Below are 13,849 nucleotides of genomic sequence, written 5' to 3' on the forward strand. Positions count from 1 at the left end.
CACCACCTTTTCGACCATCATCGACTGGGGGACCGAGTCATACCGGGGCCGGAGGCCGGGAGCCCTGTTTCAGGGCCACGAAGACGGTAACGGGGGAACATGTCCCACCTCGGGGTCTTCCCCCCAGTAAGGCCGTAGGCGTACACCGCGCCCAAAGAGCACCAATACGCGCACCGCGACTCCGCATTTCGTACACAAAACGGCGCTAAAGTGCCCGTGCACACAGGGGGCTGGGGGGACATCGGCATGACAGATCGCAGCGGTTTCCGCTTATGCGGTACCGAGTCGTTCGAGGCAGTCGCCTCCAGCTTGTTCGCCCCGTTGCGGGTGACCGACCCCGGCGCCCAGGGGTTCGAAGCCGTGGTCGACCACGCGGTCATCGGCCCCGTGGTCGTCGCCCGTGTCCAGGCCACGGCCGCGACGGTGACGCGAGACAACCGCAGCATCACCTCCAGCGACGTGGAGTGGATGCATTTCAATCTGCACCACCACGGTCCCGTCATGGCGACCCAGGACGACCGGACCACGACGGTGAAACCCGGCGAACTGTTCGCCTGTGACAACACCCGGCCTTACCGGCTCATCGGCGCCGAACCCAGCGACATGACCGTGCTCTGCGTTCCCCGGGCGAGTCTCGGCAGACACGCCGACGCCATCAGCCGACGCACGGCGCTCCCCCTGTCGACGGTGGGCGGGATCGGTGGCCTTCTCAGCCACGCACTGTCCACAGTCGACGAGGACCTCCCCCGTCGGAATGTGGCACGCACCTATCTGGCCGACGCGCTCACCGCACTCCTGCTCGCCGCTTTCGCCGACACCAGCCCGGAGCAGATTCCCGTCGCCAGCGACCTTGTCGACCGTATCCGTGCCTACGTACTGGCCAATCTCAGCGATCCCCAGCTCAGTGCGGAACGAGTCGCACGCCGGCACCGCATCTCCCTCCGGCACCTCCACGCCCTCTTCCAAGGCTGCGAGCTGACCTTCGCCGCGTGGGTCCGGCACGAACGCCTGCTGCGGATCCGCCGGGATCTACTCGACCCCGCCTCCTCGGGCCTCTCGACGGCCACGATCGCAGCACGATGGGGCGTACATGACCCCAAACACCTGGGCAGGGCCCTCAAACGCGAGTTCGGCGAAACCGTCATCGACCTACGCCGCGGGGAACATGCCTGAGCCCGCTCTGGTCGGTCACGACTCCCCCGCCCGGGGACCTCGCCCACCTCGAACTGCTGACAGCCCCGGGCGGTTCCTGACCGCGTCACGAGTCGTCACTCTGTTGTGCTGCCGAGCAAGCTTCTGACCTGTATGGATGACGTCTTCGGCAGGTGGCGGCCGGTGGAGACGGATCACAGTTCCGGACGGTCCGCGGCGGGCACCACCGGCTCAGGTTCTTGCTGGTGAGGCATCGAGACATGGCCGCCGTGGAAGGCGTTGTCCATGGAACAGAAAAGGAAGCCCGTGACGGACTGGACGCTTGACGAGGAATTCGAGACGCCTGAAGGGGTGGTGCGATGGGGGTCTCTGGGCCGCGGAGATCCGATCGTACTGGTGCACGGCACGCCGTATTCCTCGCTTCTTTGGCGGGACATCGCTCCAGCCCTCGCCCGTACCCGCAAGGTCTTCTTCTTCGACCACCTCGGCTTCGGCCGGTCGGACCAGCGCGAGGGGCAGGACCTCAGCCTGGCGGCTCACGCGAGGAACTTCGCCCGCCTCCTCGACCATTGGGAACTCTCCGAACCCAGTGTGGTCGCCCACGACATCGGCGGCGCGGTGGCCCTGAGGACATTGCTGTTGGAGAAGAGGAGTTACCGGGATCTGACCCTCTTCGACGCGGTGAGCGGCGGTGAGTGGGAGCGAGGGCTCTTCCAGCTCTTCCTGGAGCACGAGGAGGTCTTCCAACAGCTCCCGGGTTACGCGCACGAAGCGCTGGTCGCGAGCCACCTGCGGCACGCCACGCACGCCGGTTTCCGGCCGGGCGTTCTCGAGGCGTTCCTCGCGCCGTGGCGAGGGCAATCAGGGCAGGCGGCGTTCTACCGCCAGTACAGCCAGATCAGGCAGGCGGACACGGTCGCGTACGAGCATTTGCTGGGCAACCTGTCGCTTCCGATGCGGCTCGTCTGGGGGCGCGAAGACCGCATTCTGCCTCCGCAGTACGCGGAGTGGTTGCACGAACGCGTCCCGCACGCGGAGCTGCACTGGATCGAGGGCGCCGGCCACCTGCTGCAAGAAGACGCGCCGGGCCAGCTGTTGGCCCACCTGACAGCCGGTTTCCCCTCGGCTTGAGCGGCGGTCTCCGACTGAACGGCAGTTCGGCCGCATGGCACATGCGGGTCCGGTGCACTGCTCTCGCTCCTACGGGGTGCGGGCTGGGGGACTCGCTGCCCGGCAGGCCCGGACCGGGCCGCACGGCCGCCTGCGACATCACGCCAGGCACAGTCGCCGCAGAGGGGCCGCCGCCTCTTTTGAGGCAGCGGCCCGACCGCGGCACCGCGGTGCGGTGGGTCAGTTGAGCACGAGGATGCTGGTACCGATCGGCAGCGGGCTCGGATAGTCGATCTTGATCTTGATCCGCACCCCGCCGTCGAACGGGGCCACCTGAGCGATGACGAAGTCCGCGCCGGCCTGGGGGTGCGGCTTGCCCTGGTACACCTGGAACGCCGCGACCAGGACCCGGGACGTGGACCGGATCTGGTCGCTGTTGAAGGTCAGGTAGACATCGCCCCTGCCGTCGGGCCAGTCGAGCTTCTGCACGCTGAAGAGCCCGGGCAGCAGCGTTGTCGATCCGGAATTGGCTGAGGTGCTGGTGCTGGGAGCGCTCGTGGTCATGGTGCCCTCCTTGCTCGGCCGTGGCGGTGAGCACTCACCGCCGCGCCACAACCTACGAGAACGACCGTCCGACGTCGCCAGGAAGGGCACAGTCTGTCCGGAAAGTTCATCGGCAGGTGAAATAGGCACTCTTGTAACTGCCAATGAAACAGTCGCCGCCAACTCGGCGCGCCTTGTGTTCGCCGTATTGCCGCACGCACGGCTCCCTCCCGGCGCCGGGCGACAGATGGAGGCGGGACGCAGGCAGGGAGGACGACCACCCAGCCTCACTTCCCGCATCGGTCACACCCGTTGACGCACGCCCCGCCCCCGCCGAAGAATGAGCGGCATCCCCTCATGACAACGTTGTCCACCAGAGAGGCCCCTTCCGTGCCGCACATCCTTCCGCAGGTCGACCGGCGTCGGTTCCTGCAACTCCTCGGCGCCACCGGCACCGTGACCGCCCTGCCCTCGGTTCTCGGTGCCGCCCCGGCACGGGCGGGCGGGCGCGCGGACACCCCTCCGGACGACATCGCCGCCACCTACCACCGCGTCCTGCTCCAGCACACTCACTGGTCCGAGACCCAGTGGGATGCCGCCAAGGGGTACTACACCGACAAGGACTTCGGCTTCGCCGTGGTGCTCGGCAACGCCGTGCTGTTGACCCACGGCACCTACGACAGCGAGCGCGCGGGCATCGACCGCGAGACGCTCAAGCAGCGGACCCTTGCCACCATCCGCCACTTCGCCGCCTCGAACCGGCTCACCGGCGGCACCCAGTGGGGACGCAAGCTCTTCTTCGACACCACGTTCCAGTCGTACTTCGTGCTGGCCGCGCGCCTGCTGTGGGGCGACCTCGACGCGGCGACGCGCACCGCCGTCGACACCATCACCCGCGAACAGGCCGCCTACACCACGGAGTTGGGGACTGGGGACGACCCCGACTCCGGGGACTGGACACCGAACGGTCTGCGGGGCGGACACGTCGGTGACACCAAGCTCGAAGAAATGGGTCTGTACGCACAGACACTCGCGCCCGCCCTCGCCTGGGCGCCGGACGACCCACGCCGCTCCGCCTGGGCCTCCGCGTACGGCACCTGGTCGCGCAACGAGGCCGGACTGCCCCCGGCCGACCTGGCCAACCCCGCGCGCGTGGACGGCGTACCCGTCTCCCGCAACACCGCCCGCAACCTGTACGACACGTTCATCGTCGAGAACCACGGCTCCTTCGGCCCGCACTACCAGGAGGAGTTGTGGCGCACCTCGGGCCGCAACTCCGCGCACTTCCTCGCGGCCGGGCAGCCCCTGCCCGAGGTCCTGACCGCGCAGCCCAACGCCGGGCCGCTGTGGCACACGCTGCTGGGGGTCATGAGCGACGCCGGTGAGCCGCTGATGCCCATGGTCAACGACCGCGAGCACCTGTACGGCAGGGATGTGATCCCGCTGGCCTTCCTCGCCCAGGTGACCGGGGACCGCGCCGCCGCCCGCGCGGAGGAGGAGCTCGCCGCCCGCCTGGAGGCGTACCAGAAGTACCCGCCCGAGTACCGTCTCGCGAAGTTCTCCGGCGAGCCCAAGTACGAGCCGGAGGCCCGTGCCGAGATCGCCATCAGCTATCTGCTGCACGTGTGGGCGGCGGACGCCGGCCGACAGGTACGTCCGCTGTCCCGCGCCGAACTCTTCGCGCAGGCTGCGGGCGTCACCGACTTCGGCACCGGTCCCGGGCTCGTCTCGCACCAGTCGCCGGCGGCGTGGGCGGGCGCCGTCAGCAAGCCCGGCTTCGTGAAGTTCGCCTGGCAGCCCGCACACGACGACTGGCTGTTCCGGCTCAGCGGCGGTACGCCGATGTTCCTGCCCGCCACCTCGGGGAAGGTCGCGGCCCGGTCGGTGCGTGCTTACGAGAAGGTACGTGACGGCTTCGACGGCAGCGCGACGGTGCTGCGCCTGGACACCGGTTACGCGGGCTTCGCGACGCTGCCTACGGGCGCGGTCGTCTACGCGAGCACCGGAACCGCCGCCGGTGAGGGCCATCTTGAGGTCCACAACCTCACCATGCCGGGTGTCGCGGGGCTCGACGGCGCCCGCACCTACCGTTTCGAGGAGGGCGAGGTCACGGTCCGGGCGAAGGACACCGCCGCCCCGGCTGTCTCGGACCGCGTCGACGCGCTCGCCTTCGACCGCACCGAGGTGCGGCACGTCCGTGTGCTCGGGGTACGGCCCGATCCCACGTACGGGTACTCCTTGTACGCCGTCGAGATACGCGACGGCGCGGACGGTGCCGACCTCGCCCGCGGCGCCGCGGCGACGGCGTCCTCCTTCGATCCGGGTAAGGACCCGGCGCTCGCGGTGGACGGCGACGCGACGAGCCGTTGGGCGGTGTCCAAGGCCGAACGCCCGCGCGCGGGCAGCTGGTTGGCGGTGGATCTCGGCTCCGTCCGCGACATCGACCGGGTGACGCTGCGCTGGGAGGCCGCCGCCGGGCGCGCCTACCTCGTGCAGGGCTCGGCCGACGGCGTGCACTGGGCGGACCTTGTGGCCTGGCCCGCCCCGGCGCTCACCAGCCGCGGCGGCTGGCTCGACATCGACGGCCGCGCCGGGCTGATCGTCCGCGGCGGCGCACATCCGCTCGCCGTCTACGAGGACACCGTCGTCGCGGCGGACGGCCCCGCCGCGCCGGTCGTGATCGAGGGGCTGCCCGGCGCCTCGGCCGACACCTTGCGCGCCCTCGCACGCGGGACGGCACCCCGCGCGGCGGACCCAGGTGTGCGTGCGGCGCTCACCGACGACCATCTGAGCCTGTTCAACCTGACCGACCGGAGGGTCACGACGCAGGTCGACGTGGTGCAGAGCGGCCCGAACCGGTTGGTCTTCGAGGGCGAGCAGATGGTGACCCGGGACGGCACGGCCTTCGAGGCAGCTCTGGAAGCCGCCACGGCTGTCGTGCTCGCCCCCAGGTTCTCCCTCACCGCGCTGTCGGGGCGCTCGCTGCCGACAGGTCTGCGGGTGCGGGTCGTCGACGGAGCGACCCTGCGCCTGTCCGGTCCCGCCTGCCGGCTGCGCGTCGAGGCCCAGGGCCGCAGCGCCGTCGCGACGGTACGGGCCGGACGAGACACCACGGTCACGCTGCGCGGAGCGGCCGCTCTCCCCCATGACGACCTGGCCCTCGGCAGGACCGTCTTCCCGACCAGCCCGCTGCCCGCGGGGATGTCCGCTCCGGGAGCCGCGGTCGACGGCGATCCGGACACGGCATGGACACCCGGTACCGACGGCCGGCTGGTCGTGGACCTCGGGGCGATGCGGTCGCTGGGGTCCGTGGAGGCCGAGTGGAACACCGGCGATGCCCCCACCGCCCACATCGAGTTCAGCCGGGACGGCCTCACGTACCAGAGCGGCGGCAGCGTCCGCGGGCACGGCCGCACCCGCCGTCTGACGACCTCGGCCTCCGCGCGTTACGTGGCCTTCCGCGTCGCCGGCAGGGTGCGGCCGAGCATCCGGCTCGTACGGCTGTCTGTGCGGTGAGCGCGTAGGAACGGTCCCCGGGTGAACCCTCGCCCGGAGACCGCTGGGCGACCGGCTGCCTTTCGCCAAACGGTCAGGCCGTGCCGACGGTCAAGCCGTGCGGACGGTCGGACCGGGCGGAAGGTCAGGCCGCGCGGAAGATCAGGTCCCTGGTGCGAAGGCCATGGTGGCGTCGACGAGGTCGGCCGGAGCTTCCAGCGGGATCAGATGACCGGTGGAACGACGGCGGCACGCAGCGTGCCGACTTCCATGTCCTCGCCGTCGTCGACGCCGGGCACGGCTCCGTGACGGTGGACTTCCTCCAGCACCCGCTCAAGAAGCGGTCCGCGGTACGGATCCCTCCCGGCGCGGTGCACCGATGGGACAACATCGCCGGTGTGGTGGGGCACCTCGTGCTGTTCGTGCCGCCTGCTCCGATCACGCCTGCCACCCGGGAGCTCGTCGCGTCGCCGGATCCGGCCGCGCACTGGAGCATCCCCGGCGCCGACTGGCCGTTCGTCGACACCGCACGCGACCATCTGCTCCTTGAGGTGTCAGCCCCGCCGGGGGACATCTCGCGGGAGCTGCCCGAGATCCTGCTCTCCGCGCTGATCGCCCGGCTCCGGCCGCCGCACGCCGAAGCGCGGTTCGCGCATCCGGTGTTCCGGGTGTTCCGGTCCAGTGTCGAAGCGCACTTCCGGGAACACCACGACGCGGGCTACTACGCCCGCGCCCTGGGATATGCGCCCCACACCCTCTCACGGGCGGTGCAGCAGGTCACCGGCCGTACGGCAAAGGGGTACATCGTCGACCGGATCGTCCTGGAAGCCAAACGGCTCCTCGTGCACGACCGCCTCACCGCGGCCCGCTGCGCCGACGCGCTCGGCTTCCCCGACGCGTCCAACTTCTCCGTGTTCTTCCGGAGGGCGACGGGCATGCGGCCAGGCGCGTGGCAGGCGAGGCCGACCGTCGAATGAGGAGGTGTGCCCATGCAGGGCACTCGCCCCCCAACTCCTTGCTGTTGGGGCTGTGAGGTCGTAGTCGTACTGGCCAGCGGTGCCGGGACGCTCGAGGAGCTCGACGGCCGCCGGCCCCTGGAAGGTCAGTTCTTCCTCAGGCCGATCACATGATCACGGAGCATGTCCTGGCGGGCCGGAGTCGGGCGGGGTGAAGGACGCCACTCCCGCCTGAGCAACCCGAATACCCATGAGTCGGATACCTCGCCGTTCACGACGCAGTCTTCGCGCAACGTCCCTTCCCGCATGAATCCGACCTTCTCCAGGACCCGGGCGGAGGCCAGGTTGCGCGTATCGGCCTCGGCCTGAACCCGATTCAGATCCAGTGTGTCGAATGCCCACTGAAGCAAGGCGTGCGCGGCCTCCGTCGCGTAACCGTGGCCCCACACCGCCTCGTCGAGGACGTAGCCCAACGATGCGCTGCGGTAGTCCGGGTTCCATGCGGTCAGACCGCACCAGCCGACGAAGACACCGTCAGAGGCACGGTCGATGGCCACCCGCGCTCCGGTGCCTTCCTCCGCCATCTTGCGGCACATCGCGATGAAGCGATCGGCGCGGGCCCGATCGTTCCAGGGCGGGGAGTCCCAGTAGCGCATCACGTGGCTGTCGCTGTGCAGCGCGAAGAGGGGAGCCGCGTCGGCGTCGGTGAAGGGGCGCAGTCGCAGACGCGCGGTGTACAGCTCGGGGGTGGCCAGAGTCATGAGCACATAGTGCGTCCTCATGACGCAGACACACACCGAATATACGGTCCGACCCCGTCCGGTCCGACCCCGTCCCGGACGGCCTTGCCGAATGCCCGGGCACATCTCAGTCGCTCGCGCCGAGAGTCTGCGTGAGTGCGTCGAGGGTCACGTCGACGGTGGCGTGCAGCTGCTCCCTGCTCGTTCCGGCTCTGCTCGTGACGGTGAGGGACTGGTTCACGGCCGCGAGGTGGGTCGCGAAGGGTTCGGCCGCCTCGTCGTGCAGCCGGCCGGCCTGCAGCGCGGTGCGTAACCGGGTGTGCTGAAGGCCGATCGCCGCCCGTGCACGCGCCGCGACGCTCGCGCTCAGCGATGGAGACGCCATGACGGTTTGGGCCACCCGGCATCCGTCGGGCAAGCCAAGTTCCCCGATGCGTTCCAGGGTGACGTCGAAGAACGCCCGCGCGGTTGCCAGGGGCTGATCGGCGGCGCAGGACAACGCGGCGTCGTACGTGCCTCCGTAACGCGTGGTGTAGCGCTCCAGGCAACGCAGGAAGAGCGTGTCCTTGTCGCCGAGGGAGGAGTGGATGGAGCTGCGGTTGAGCCCGGTCGCCCGGGACTGGTCCTCCACCGAGGTGTACTGGCTGGTCGCCCACGACAAGTGTGCGGGCCGGCATCCGCGCACCCTCACCGAATCAGCTGTCCAGCTTCTCAGTACTGCGACTTCGCTTTCGCGGTCATGAGTGCCTCATGGAGCGCTCGCGCCGCTAGGGTGCCGGCTCGGCGGGGCGCCGCCGCGGGGCCGTTCGCCCGCGCGACTGTGTCACCGACTCGATTTTCGCTGCTCCGGCTCACTCTTCCCACCGATCAGATCCGCCAGTCCCGCGCTCTGGTGCGGTCCGGCTTCCAGGTCGAGACGGTTGCAGGCTTCCGCGAACCGCAGATACGTGTCGATGCTGGCCACGACGATCCGGATATCGATCTTGAGGAGTTCGATGCCGATGACGGAAACACGTATGCAGGCGTCGATCACCAGCCCGCGGTCGAGGATCAGTTCCAGGACGTCGTACAGGCCGCTGGTGCCGCCTGACCCGCCGCCTCGTCGTGCCGGGACCGTGCTCATGCAATCGCCTCTTGTCGTCGGTTGCGGCCGCCGCACCGCCCTGCCCGTGACCGTCGCCACCACCAACAGCCTCATACGGCACACCTGTCCACCACTCGGCCGGGATCGAACGAGTGTGGGGTCACGGCATCAGTCGCAGGTCATCAGGCCCGTCCGGAGCCTGGCGACGACGCGGGAGATGAGCCGGGAGACGTGCATCTGCGAGCAGCCGAGCTCGTCGGCGATCTGCTGCTGGGTGCGCTCCTCGACGAAGCGGAGGTGGATCAGGCGGCGGTCACGCTCGTCGAGGCCGGCGATGAGGGGCGCGAGGGAGTGGAAGTTCTCGACGAGTTCGAAGCGGTCCTCGTCGATGCCGATGAAGTCGGCGAGCATCGTGTCGGACTCGTCGTCGTGGCCGTTGACGGCCGCGTCCAGGGAGACACTGTTGTAGCCGTTGGAAGCCCGCTGCGCCTCGGCGACCTCGGCCGGCTCCAGCTGCATCAGCTCCGCCAACTCGGCGGTGGAGGGGGAACGGCCAAGGCGGGTACGGAGTTCTTCGGTGGCCTTCGACAGCTCGATCCGCGCCTCCTGAAGGCGGCGCGGCACATGCACGGCCCAGGACGTGTCACGGAAGAACCGCTTGATCTCACCCGTGATGTACGGCACCGCGAAGGAGGTGAACTCGACCTCGCGGGTCAACTCGAACCGGTCGATCGCCTTGATCAGACCGATCGTGCCCACCTGGACGATGTCCTCCATCTCCTGCGGCCCACGGTGCTTGAACCGGGAAGCCGCGTACTGCACCAGGGAGAGGTTCATCTCGATCAGGCAGTTGCGCACGTAACTGAACTCCTGCGTGCCTTCCTCGAGTTCGCCGAGGCGATCGAAGAACCGCTTGCAGATCGTCCGCGCGTCCCGCGGGGCCACAGACGACGGATCCGCGTACGCACGCTGAACGAGTTCCTCCTGCGTCCGCGTCTGCCGGCTGTCCGTCACGGTGGTCATGCGTCCCGCCCTCACGTCGCCTGATCGAGCCTGGCTGCTGTTCGCCGTCTCAGCCCGCCTGCCCGGCGAGCCGTGGATCAGTCCTGGCGGGTCTTCACGGAGCGGAAGGCGGGCAGTCCACCCACTCCCGCCGGATGGTCGCGTCGGCGGGACTCGTGGCTGCGGGGGGAGGGTTCAGCGCACCGGGAAGCCGAAGACGTGACCCTGCTCCTCGAGCTGAGGGAGGAGCCGGCGCAGGGCCTCGACCGTCTGGGAACGGTCTCCGCCGGCGTCGTGGAAGAGGAGGGTCGGCCCGTCCTGCAGTTCTCGCCCGACCGTGGCGACGATGACGTCCGTACCCGGGCGCTCGAAGTCCTTGGTGTCCACGTTCCAGCCGAGCGGGCGCATGCCCCGGGATGCGGCGAGCTTGCGGCTGTAGGGGGTGAAGGCCCCGCCGGGCGCCCGGTAGTACATCGGCCGTACGCCACCGGACGCTTCGGTGATCATGCGTTCGGCGTCGAGTATCTGCTGTGACTGGTACGTCTGGGATGCCTTGTCCATGGCGGTGTCGTGGGACACCGTGTGGTCGCACAGCCGGTGCCCCGCCGCGACGACCTTCTTCACGAGCTCCGGGTGGGCCTGCGCCTGCGTTCCCACCATGCAGAACGTGGCCTTCACTCCGTACTTGTGCAGCACGTCGAGGACTTGTGGGGTCCACACCGGGTCGGGGCCGTCGTCGATGGTGAGGTTGATGCCGTGCGGGCCGGCCTGGGAAGCGTGGGCGATGACCGCCGAGACCTGCTTGATGTCGCTGCCCGGCGCGGTCGGGCCGGTCGCCGCGGGTGCGGTGCTGTCGGCGGCGCCGGCCTGCGCGGTCCACATCGAGGCACCGGTGGCCAGCAGCGTCACTCCGAGCGCCGCGCCGACGACTCTGCCGTACCAGCTGTGCCCGCCACCGTGCTGTGCCATGTCCGCCCCTTTTCGCCCAGTTCACCGTCGAACCCCGGCCGCCTACGACCACCAGTTGAGACGGGGTAAGTGGGCGCGGGGATGCGCCTGTTACCGATCATTGACAATGTCGGGATGGATCGCGGACAACTGCCGCGAGCAGCGGGGACAGTGGCGCCGCTCCAACGGCCCTTCTGTTTGCCGGGCGACCGCAGCCGTTGCTCCGGCAGCACGGGACTCCCCCGCGTGTGCCGTTCACGAGCCGGCCGGGGTTCCGGTACCCAGGGCCCAGGACTCGACGTCGCGATAGCGGATCGGCCCGGAGCTACGGCTGAGGTTGCTGCCGACCAGATGGAGACGTTCGGCGGGCCACCGACGGCCGGCGAACCCCTCGAGCCCCGAGGCGATCTCCGCTACCGAGGACTGATCTCCCCGGCGGGCGCGAGCCAACGTCAGATGGGGGCGCAGGGGTCGTTCCTCAAGGACGACGCCGCAACTCTGGACGGCGACGCGCACATCGGAGGCCAACAGGTGCAACGCGTCGAGATCTCCCTCGACTCCGCTCCACAGCACCCGGTGGTCGAAGTTCCCGCTGCCGCGGAGCGCCAGACCGAGCGGCTGGTGGTGCGCGGCGATGTCGGCGAGGGCGGTCCGCAGCAGGGGCACCCTCCCGGTCTGTTGCTCGCCGAGAAACGCCAGGGTGATGTGCCAGTCCTCGATGCGGTTCCACCGCATCTCAGGATGTGTGCCGTAGGCGGGACGCAGTTGCTGGGCCAGTTCGGCTTTCGCGTGGTCGGGCGGGGCGAGCGCGATGAACAGACGCACGGTCGCCGGCTGAGTTGGAACGTTCACACCGGACTTCGTACCGCACCTGGCGCACGGCCGAAGGCGCGGGGTCGGTTCGGAGCGGCGATGCGGACCCCTGGCGACCCGCCCGGTACGGAGCGAGTCGCCGGACGGGCCGACGGGCGGGTCGTTGAGCGGGCCGACGGGCGGGCCGGCTCAGGCCGCCGGAGAAGCTGCCAACAGGTCAGCCGGGATGCCGCCCTTGTCAGGGGCGTAGAAGTTCTTGATCTCGGCTTCCCAGACATCCACCCGGATCCGGTCGGCCTCGTCGGGACCGAAAGCGGCGAAGAGGGCTTCGATGTTGGCGAGGTCGAAGCCGACCCCTCTCAGCATGCCGATGAACACCGGCCGGGTGACTGTGCCGCTGCCGTCCAGGTCGCCGAAGCGTGCGAAGCTCGCCGCGAACTCGTCGATGGCGCCACTGAAGCGCTCAGGTGACAGGACGCACGCCTGGTACTCGTCGTACGTGATCCTGCCGTCGCGGTCGGTGTCGAGCTCAGCGGCCAGCGTGTTCCAGTAGCGCTTGAAGCCCGCTTCCATGGCCTGTCTCCGGGCCTCGTCGGCGCCGGGCGCGGCCGCGGCGACCCGGCTGGTCATCAGATCGAAGTCGCCGGCTTCCAGGACGCCGTTGCCGTCAGCATCGAACAGGGTGAAGACGAGTTTCACGCGGGTGACCGCTTCGCTGCGCATGTTCTTGCCTTTCGTCACTACCAGGAGACGGCCGTGTGCGCCGACCGCGCCGGAAGCAGGGTCGTTGCGTTGTCACTATGCGGGCTGCGAGGACCAATGTCCCGGGAGGCTCTGGCTGGTCAACAGAAAGAGTGAAGATGGCGCTGCTTCCGCATGCACCAGCCGTCTCGTCACTCGGCCGGTCCGCGTCCCAGCACTCTGACAGCACTCCGGGACGGTGGAAGCGGCATCGCCGCTCGCGTCCCTCGCGGAACGGAGGCCGGGATTGGTTGGAACCGGCGCGCACGGCGCACTCGACCCGCCGTCAACACCTCCCCCGGTGTCCTCGCGCCCTACCGGTGGGCACGGTCCGCCTTGATGATGAGCAGACCGCAATCGATCGACTTCGCACCTCTGCCTCCGTCTTGACCAGGTGGAATGCGAGAAGGAGGCCCGGTGCTACTTCTGATCTCCCCGGACGGCGTCGAGGAGGCCCTCGACTGCGCGAAAGCGGCGGAGCATCTCGACATCGTGGACGTCAAGAAGCCCGACGAGGGCTCGCTCGGCGCGAATTATCCATGGGTCATCAAGGAGATACGCGACGCGGTCCCGGCGGACAAGCCGGTGTCCGCCACCGTGGGGGACGTGCCGTACAAACCTGGCACGGTGGCCCAGGCGGCACTCGGCGCGGCTGTCTCCGGGGCCACCTACATCAAGGTCGGCCTCTACGGATGCACGACGCCCGAGCAGGCCATCGAGGTCATGCGAGGGGTCGTCCGGGCGGTGAAGGACTACAGATCGGACGCCTTCGTCGTCGCCTCAGGTTACGCCGACGCCCACCGGGTCGGCTGTGTCAATCCGCTCGCGCTCCCCGACATCGCCGTGCGTTCCGGCTCCGACGCCGCCATGCTCGACACCGCGATCAAGGACGGGACACGGCTGTTCGACCACGTTCCGTCGGAGGTCTGCGCGGAGTTCGTGCGACGGGCCCACGAAGCCGGTCTCCTGGCCGCCCTCGCGGGCAGCGTGAAAGTGGCCGACCTCGGTGCGCTGCACCGCATCGGCACGGACATCGTGGGTGTGCGGGGAGCGGTCTGCGACGGCGGCGACCGCAACGCCGGGAGGATCCAGCCGCGGTTGATCGCCGCCTTCCGGGCGGAGATGGACCGGCACGCCCGGGAACACACGCCGGACGTCACCACGGTGATGTGAGCTGACTCAGCGATGGCACCCCAGCACCAGCGCTCCCCTTCCGTTGACCCCGCCGCCGATCTCGCCACCCTCGGGCCGGCGGTCGGCGAGAC

General features: G+C 69.4%; 12 protein-coding genes and 1 pseudogene. 5 read left to right on the top strand and 8 right to left on the bottom strand.

Annotated features, from left to right (window positions below):
• Positions 1-246 precede the first annotated feature (246 nt).
• Both ACZ45E_RS38905 and ACZ45E_RS38910 read left to right on the top strand, forming a co-directional pair.
• A complete protein-coding gene (locus ACZ45E_RS38905) occupies positions 247-1,173 on the top strand; it encodes an AraC-like ligand-binding domain-containing protein (protein WP_468231029.1) in 927 nt (308 codons plus the stop codon).
• 264 nt (positions 1,174-1,437) lie between these two features.
• Positions 1,438-2,283, top strand: a complete 846-nt coding sequence (locus ACZ45E_RS38910; RefSeq protein WP_468231032.1) for an alpha/beta fold hydrolase — start codon at positions 1,438-1,440, stop codon at positions 2,281-2,283.
• A gap of 219 nt (positions 2,284-2,502) precedes the next feature.
• On the opposite strand, the gene ACZ45E_RS38915 is transcribed toward ACZ45E_RS38910, so the two are convergent.
• Positions 2,503-2,826 carry a hypothetical protein gene (locus ACZ45E_RS38915; RefSeq protein ID WP_468231035.1) on the bottom strand — a complete coding sequence of 108 codons (324 nt, stop codon included), beginning with the start codon at positions 2,824-2,826 and terminating at the stop codon, positions 2,503-2,505.
• 336 nt (positions 2,827-3,162) lie between these two features.
• Between ACZ45E_RS38915 and ACZ45E_RS38920 the strand changes: the two genes are divergently transcribed.
• Both ACZ45E_RS38920 and ACZ45E_RS38925 read left to right on the top strand, forming a co-directional pair.
• Entirely contained in the window at positions 3,163-6,321 is a 3,159-nt protein-coding gene (locus ACZ45E_RS38920) for a discoidin domain-containing protein (RefSeq protein WP_468231037.1), read from the top strand.
• A 152-nt stretch (positions 6,322-6,473) separates the two neighbouring features.
• Entirely contained in the window at positions 6,474-7,277 is an 804-nt protein-coding gene (locus ACZ45E_RS38925; RefSeq protein WP_468231107.1) for a helix-turn-helix domain-containing protein, read from the top strand.
• A gap of 125 nt (positions 7,278-7,402) precedes the next feature.
• Here ACZ45E_RS38925 and ACZ45E_RS38930 read toward each other — a convergent pair whose 3' ends face one another.
• The 7 genes and pseudogenes from ACZ45E_RS38930 to ACZ45E_RS38960 all read right to left on the bottom strand — a co-directional run bounded on the left by ACZ45E_RS38930 (position 7,403) and on the right by ACZ45E_RS38960 (position 12,566).
• Positions 7,403-8,017: a GNAT family N-acetyltransferase gene (locus ACZ45E_RS38930; protein WP_468231040.1), complete on the bottom strand. Its 615-nt coding sequence runs from the start codon at positions 8,015-8,017 to the stop codon at positions 7,403-7,405.
• 106 nt (positions 8,018-8,123) lie between these two features.
• Complete coding sequence (locus tag ACZ45E_RS38935; RefSeq protein ID WP_468231043.1) at positions 8,124-8,657, bottom strand: TetR/AcrR family transcriptional regulator; 534 nt, start codon at positions 8,655-8,657, stop codon at positions 8,124-8,126.
• 165 nt (positions 8,658-8,822) lie between these two features.
• Positions 8,823-9,119: pseudogene (gene gvpJ, locus ACZ45E_RS38940) on the bottom strand (gas vesicle protein GvpJ); the annotation flags it as partial.
• Between the two features lie 129 nt (positions 9,120-9,248).
• Positions 9,249-10,103, bottom strand: coding sequence for a SigB/SigF/SigG family RNA polymerase sigma factor (locus ACZ45E_RS38945; protein WP_468231046.1), 855 nt, complete (start codon positions 10,101-10,103; stop codon positions 9,249-9,251).
• Positions 10,104-10,277: 174 nt separating this feature from the next.
• Positions 10,278-11,051: a polysaccharide deacetylase family protein gene (locus ACZ45E_RS38950; protein ID WP_468231049.1), complete on the bottom strand. Its 774-nt coding sequence runs from the start codon at positions 11,049-11,051 to the stop codon at positions 10,278-10,280.
• A gap of 234 nt (positions 11,052-11,285) precedes the next feature.
• On the bottom strand, positions 11,286-11,882 hold the full coding sequence (gene thpR, locus ACZ45E_RS38955; RefSeq protein WP_468231051.1) for an RNA 2',3'-cyclic phosphodiesterase: 597 nt from the start codon (positions 11,880-11,882) through the stop codon (positions 11,286-11,288).
• Between the two features lie 150 nt (positions 11,883-12,032).
• On the bottom strand, positions 12,033-12,566 hold the full coding sequence (locus ACZ45E_RS38960; protein ID WP_468231054.1) for an EF-hand domain-containing protein: 534 nt from the start codon (positions 12,564-12,566) through the stop codon (positions 12,033-12,035).
• A 435-nt stretch (positions 12,567-13,001) separates the two neighbouring features.
• Between ACZ45E_RS38960 and ACZ45E_RS38965 the strand changes: the two genes are divergently transcribed.
• Positions 13,002-13,757: a (5-formylfuran-3-yl)methyl phosphate synthase gene (locus ACZ45E_RS38965; RefSeq protein ID WP_468231057.1), complete on the top strand. Its 756-nt coding sequence runs from the start codon at positions 13,002-13,004 to the stop codon at positions 13,755-13,757.
• Positions 13,758-13,849 lie beyond the last annotated feature (92 nt).

It is taken from the genome of Streptomyces sp. NPDC030991 (assembly GCF_055571235.1).

Coding starts and splice junctions, on each gene's coding strand:
- ACZ45E_RS38920 (WP_468231037.1), top strand. CDS start 3,163: ATGACAACGTTGTCCACCAGAGAGGCCCCTTCCGTGCCGCACATCCTT.
- ACZ45E_RS38905 (WP_468231029.1), top strand. CDS start 247: ATGACAGATCGCAGCGGTTTCCGCTTATGCGGTACCGAGTCGTTCGAG.
- ACZ45E_RS38915 (WP_468231035.1), bottom strand. CDS start 2,826: ATGACCACGAGCGCTCCCAGCACCAGCACCTCAGCCAATTCCGGATCG.
- ACZ45E_RS38960 (WP_468231054.1), bottom strand. CDS start 12,566: ATGCGCAGCGAAGCGGTCACCCGCGTGAAACTCGTCTTCACCCTGTTC.
- ACZ45E_RS38910 (WP_468231032.1), top strand. CDS start 1,438: ATGGAACAGAAAAGGAAGCCCGTGACGGACTGGACGCTTGACGAGGAA.
- ACZ45E_RS38930 (WP_468231040.1), bottom strand. CDS start 8,017: ATGACTCTGGCCACCCCCGAGCTGTACACCGCGCGTCTGCGACTGCGC.
- ACZ45E_RS38950 (WP_468231049.1), bottom strand. CDS start 11,051: ATGGCACAGCACGGTGGCGGGCACAGCTGGTACGGCAGAGTCGTCGGC.
- ACZ45E_RS38945 (WP_468231046.1), bottom strand. CDS start 10,103: ATGACCACCGTGACGGACAGCCGGCAGACGCGGACGCAGGAGGAACTC.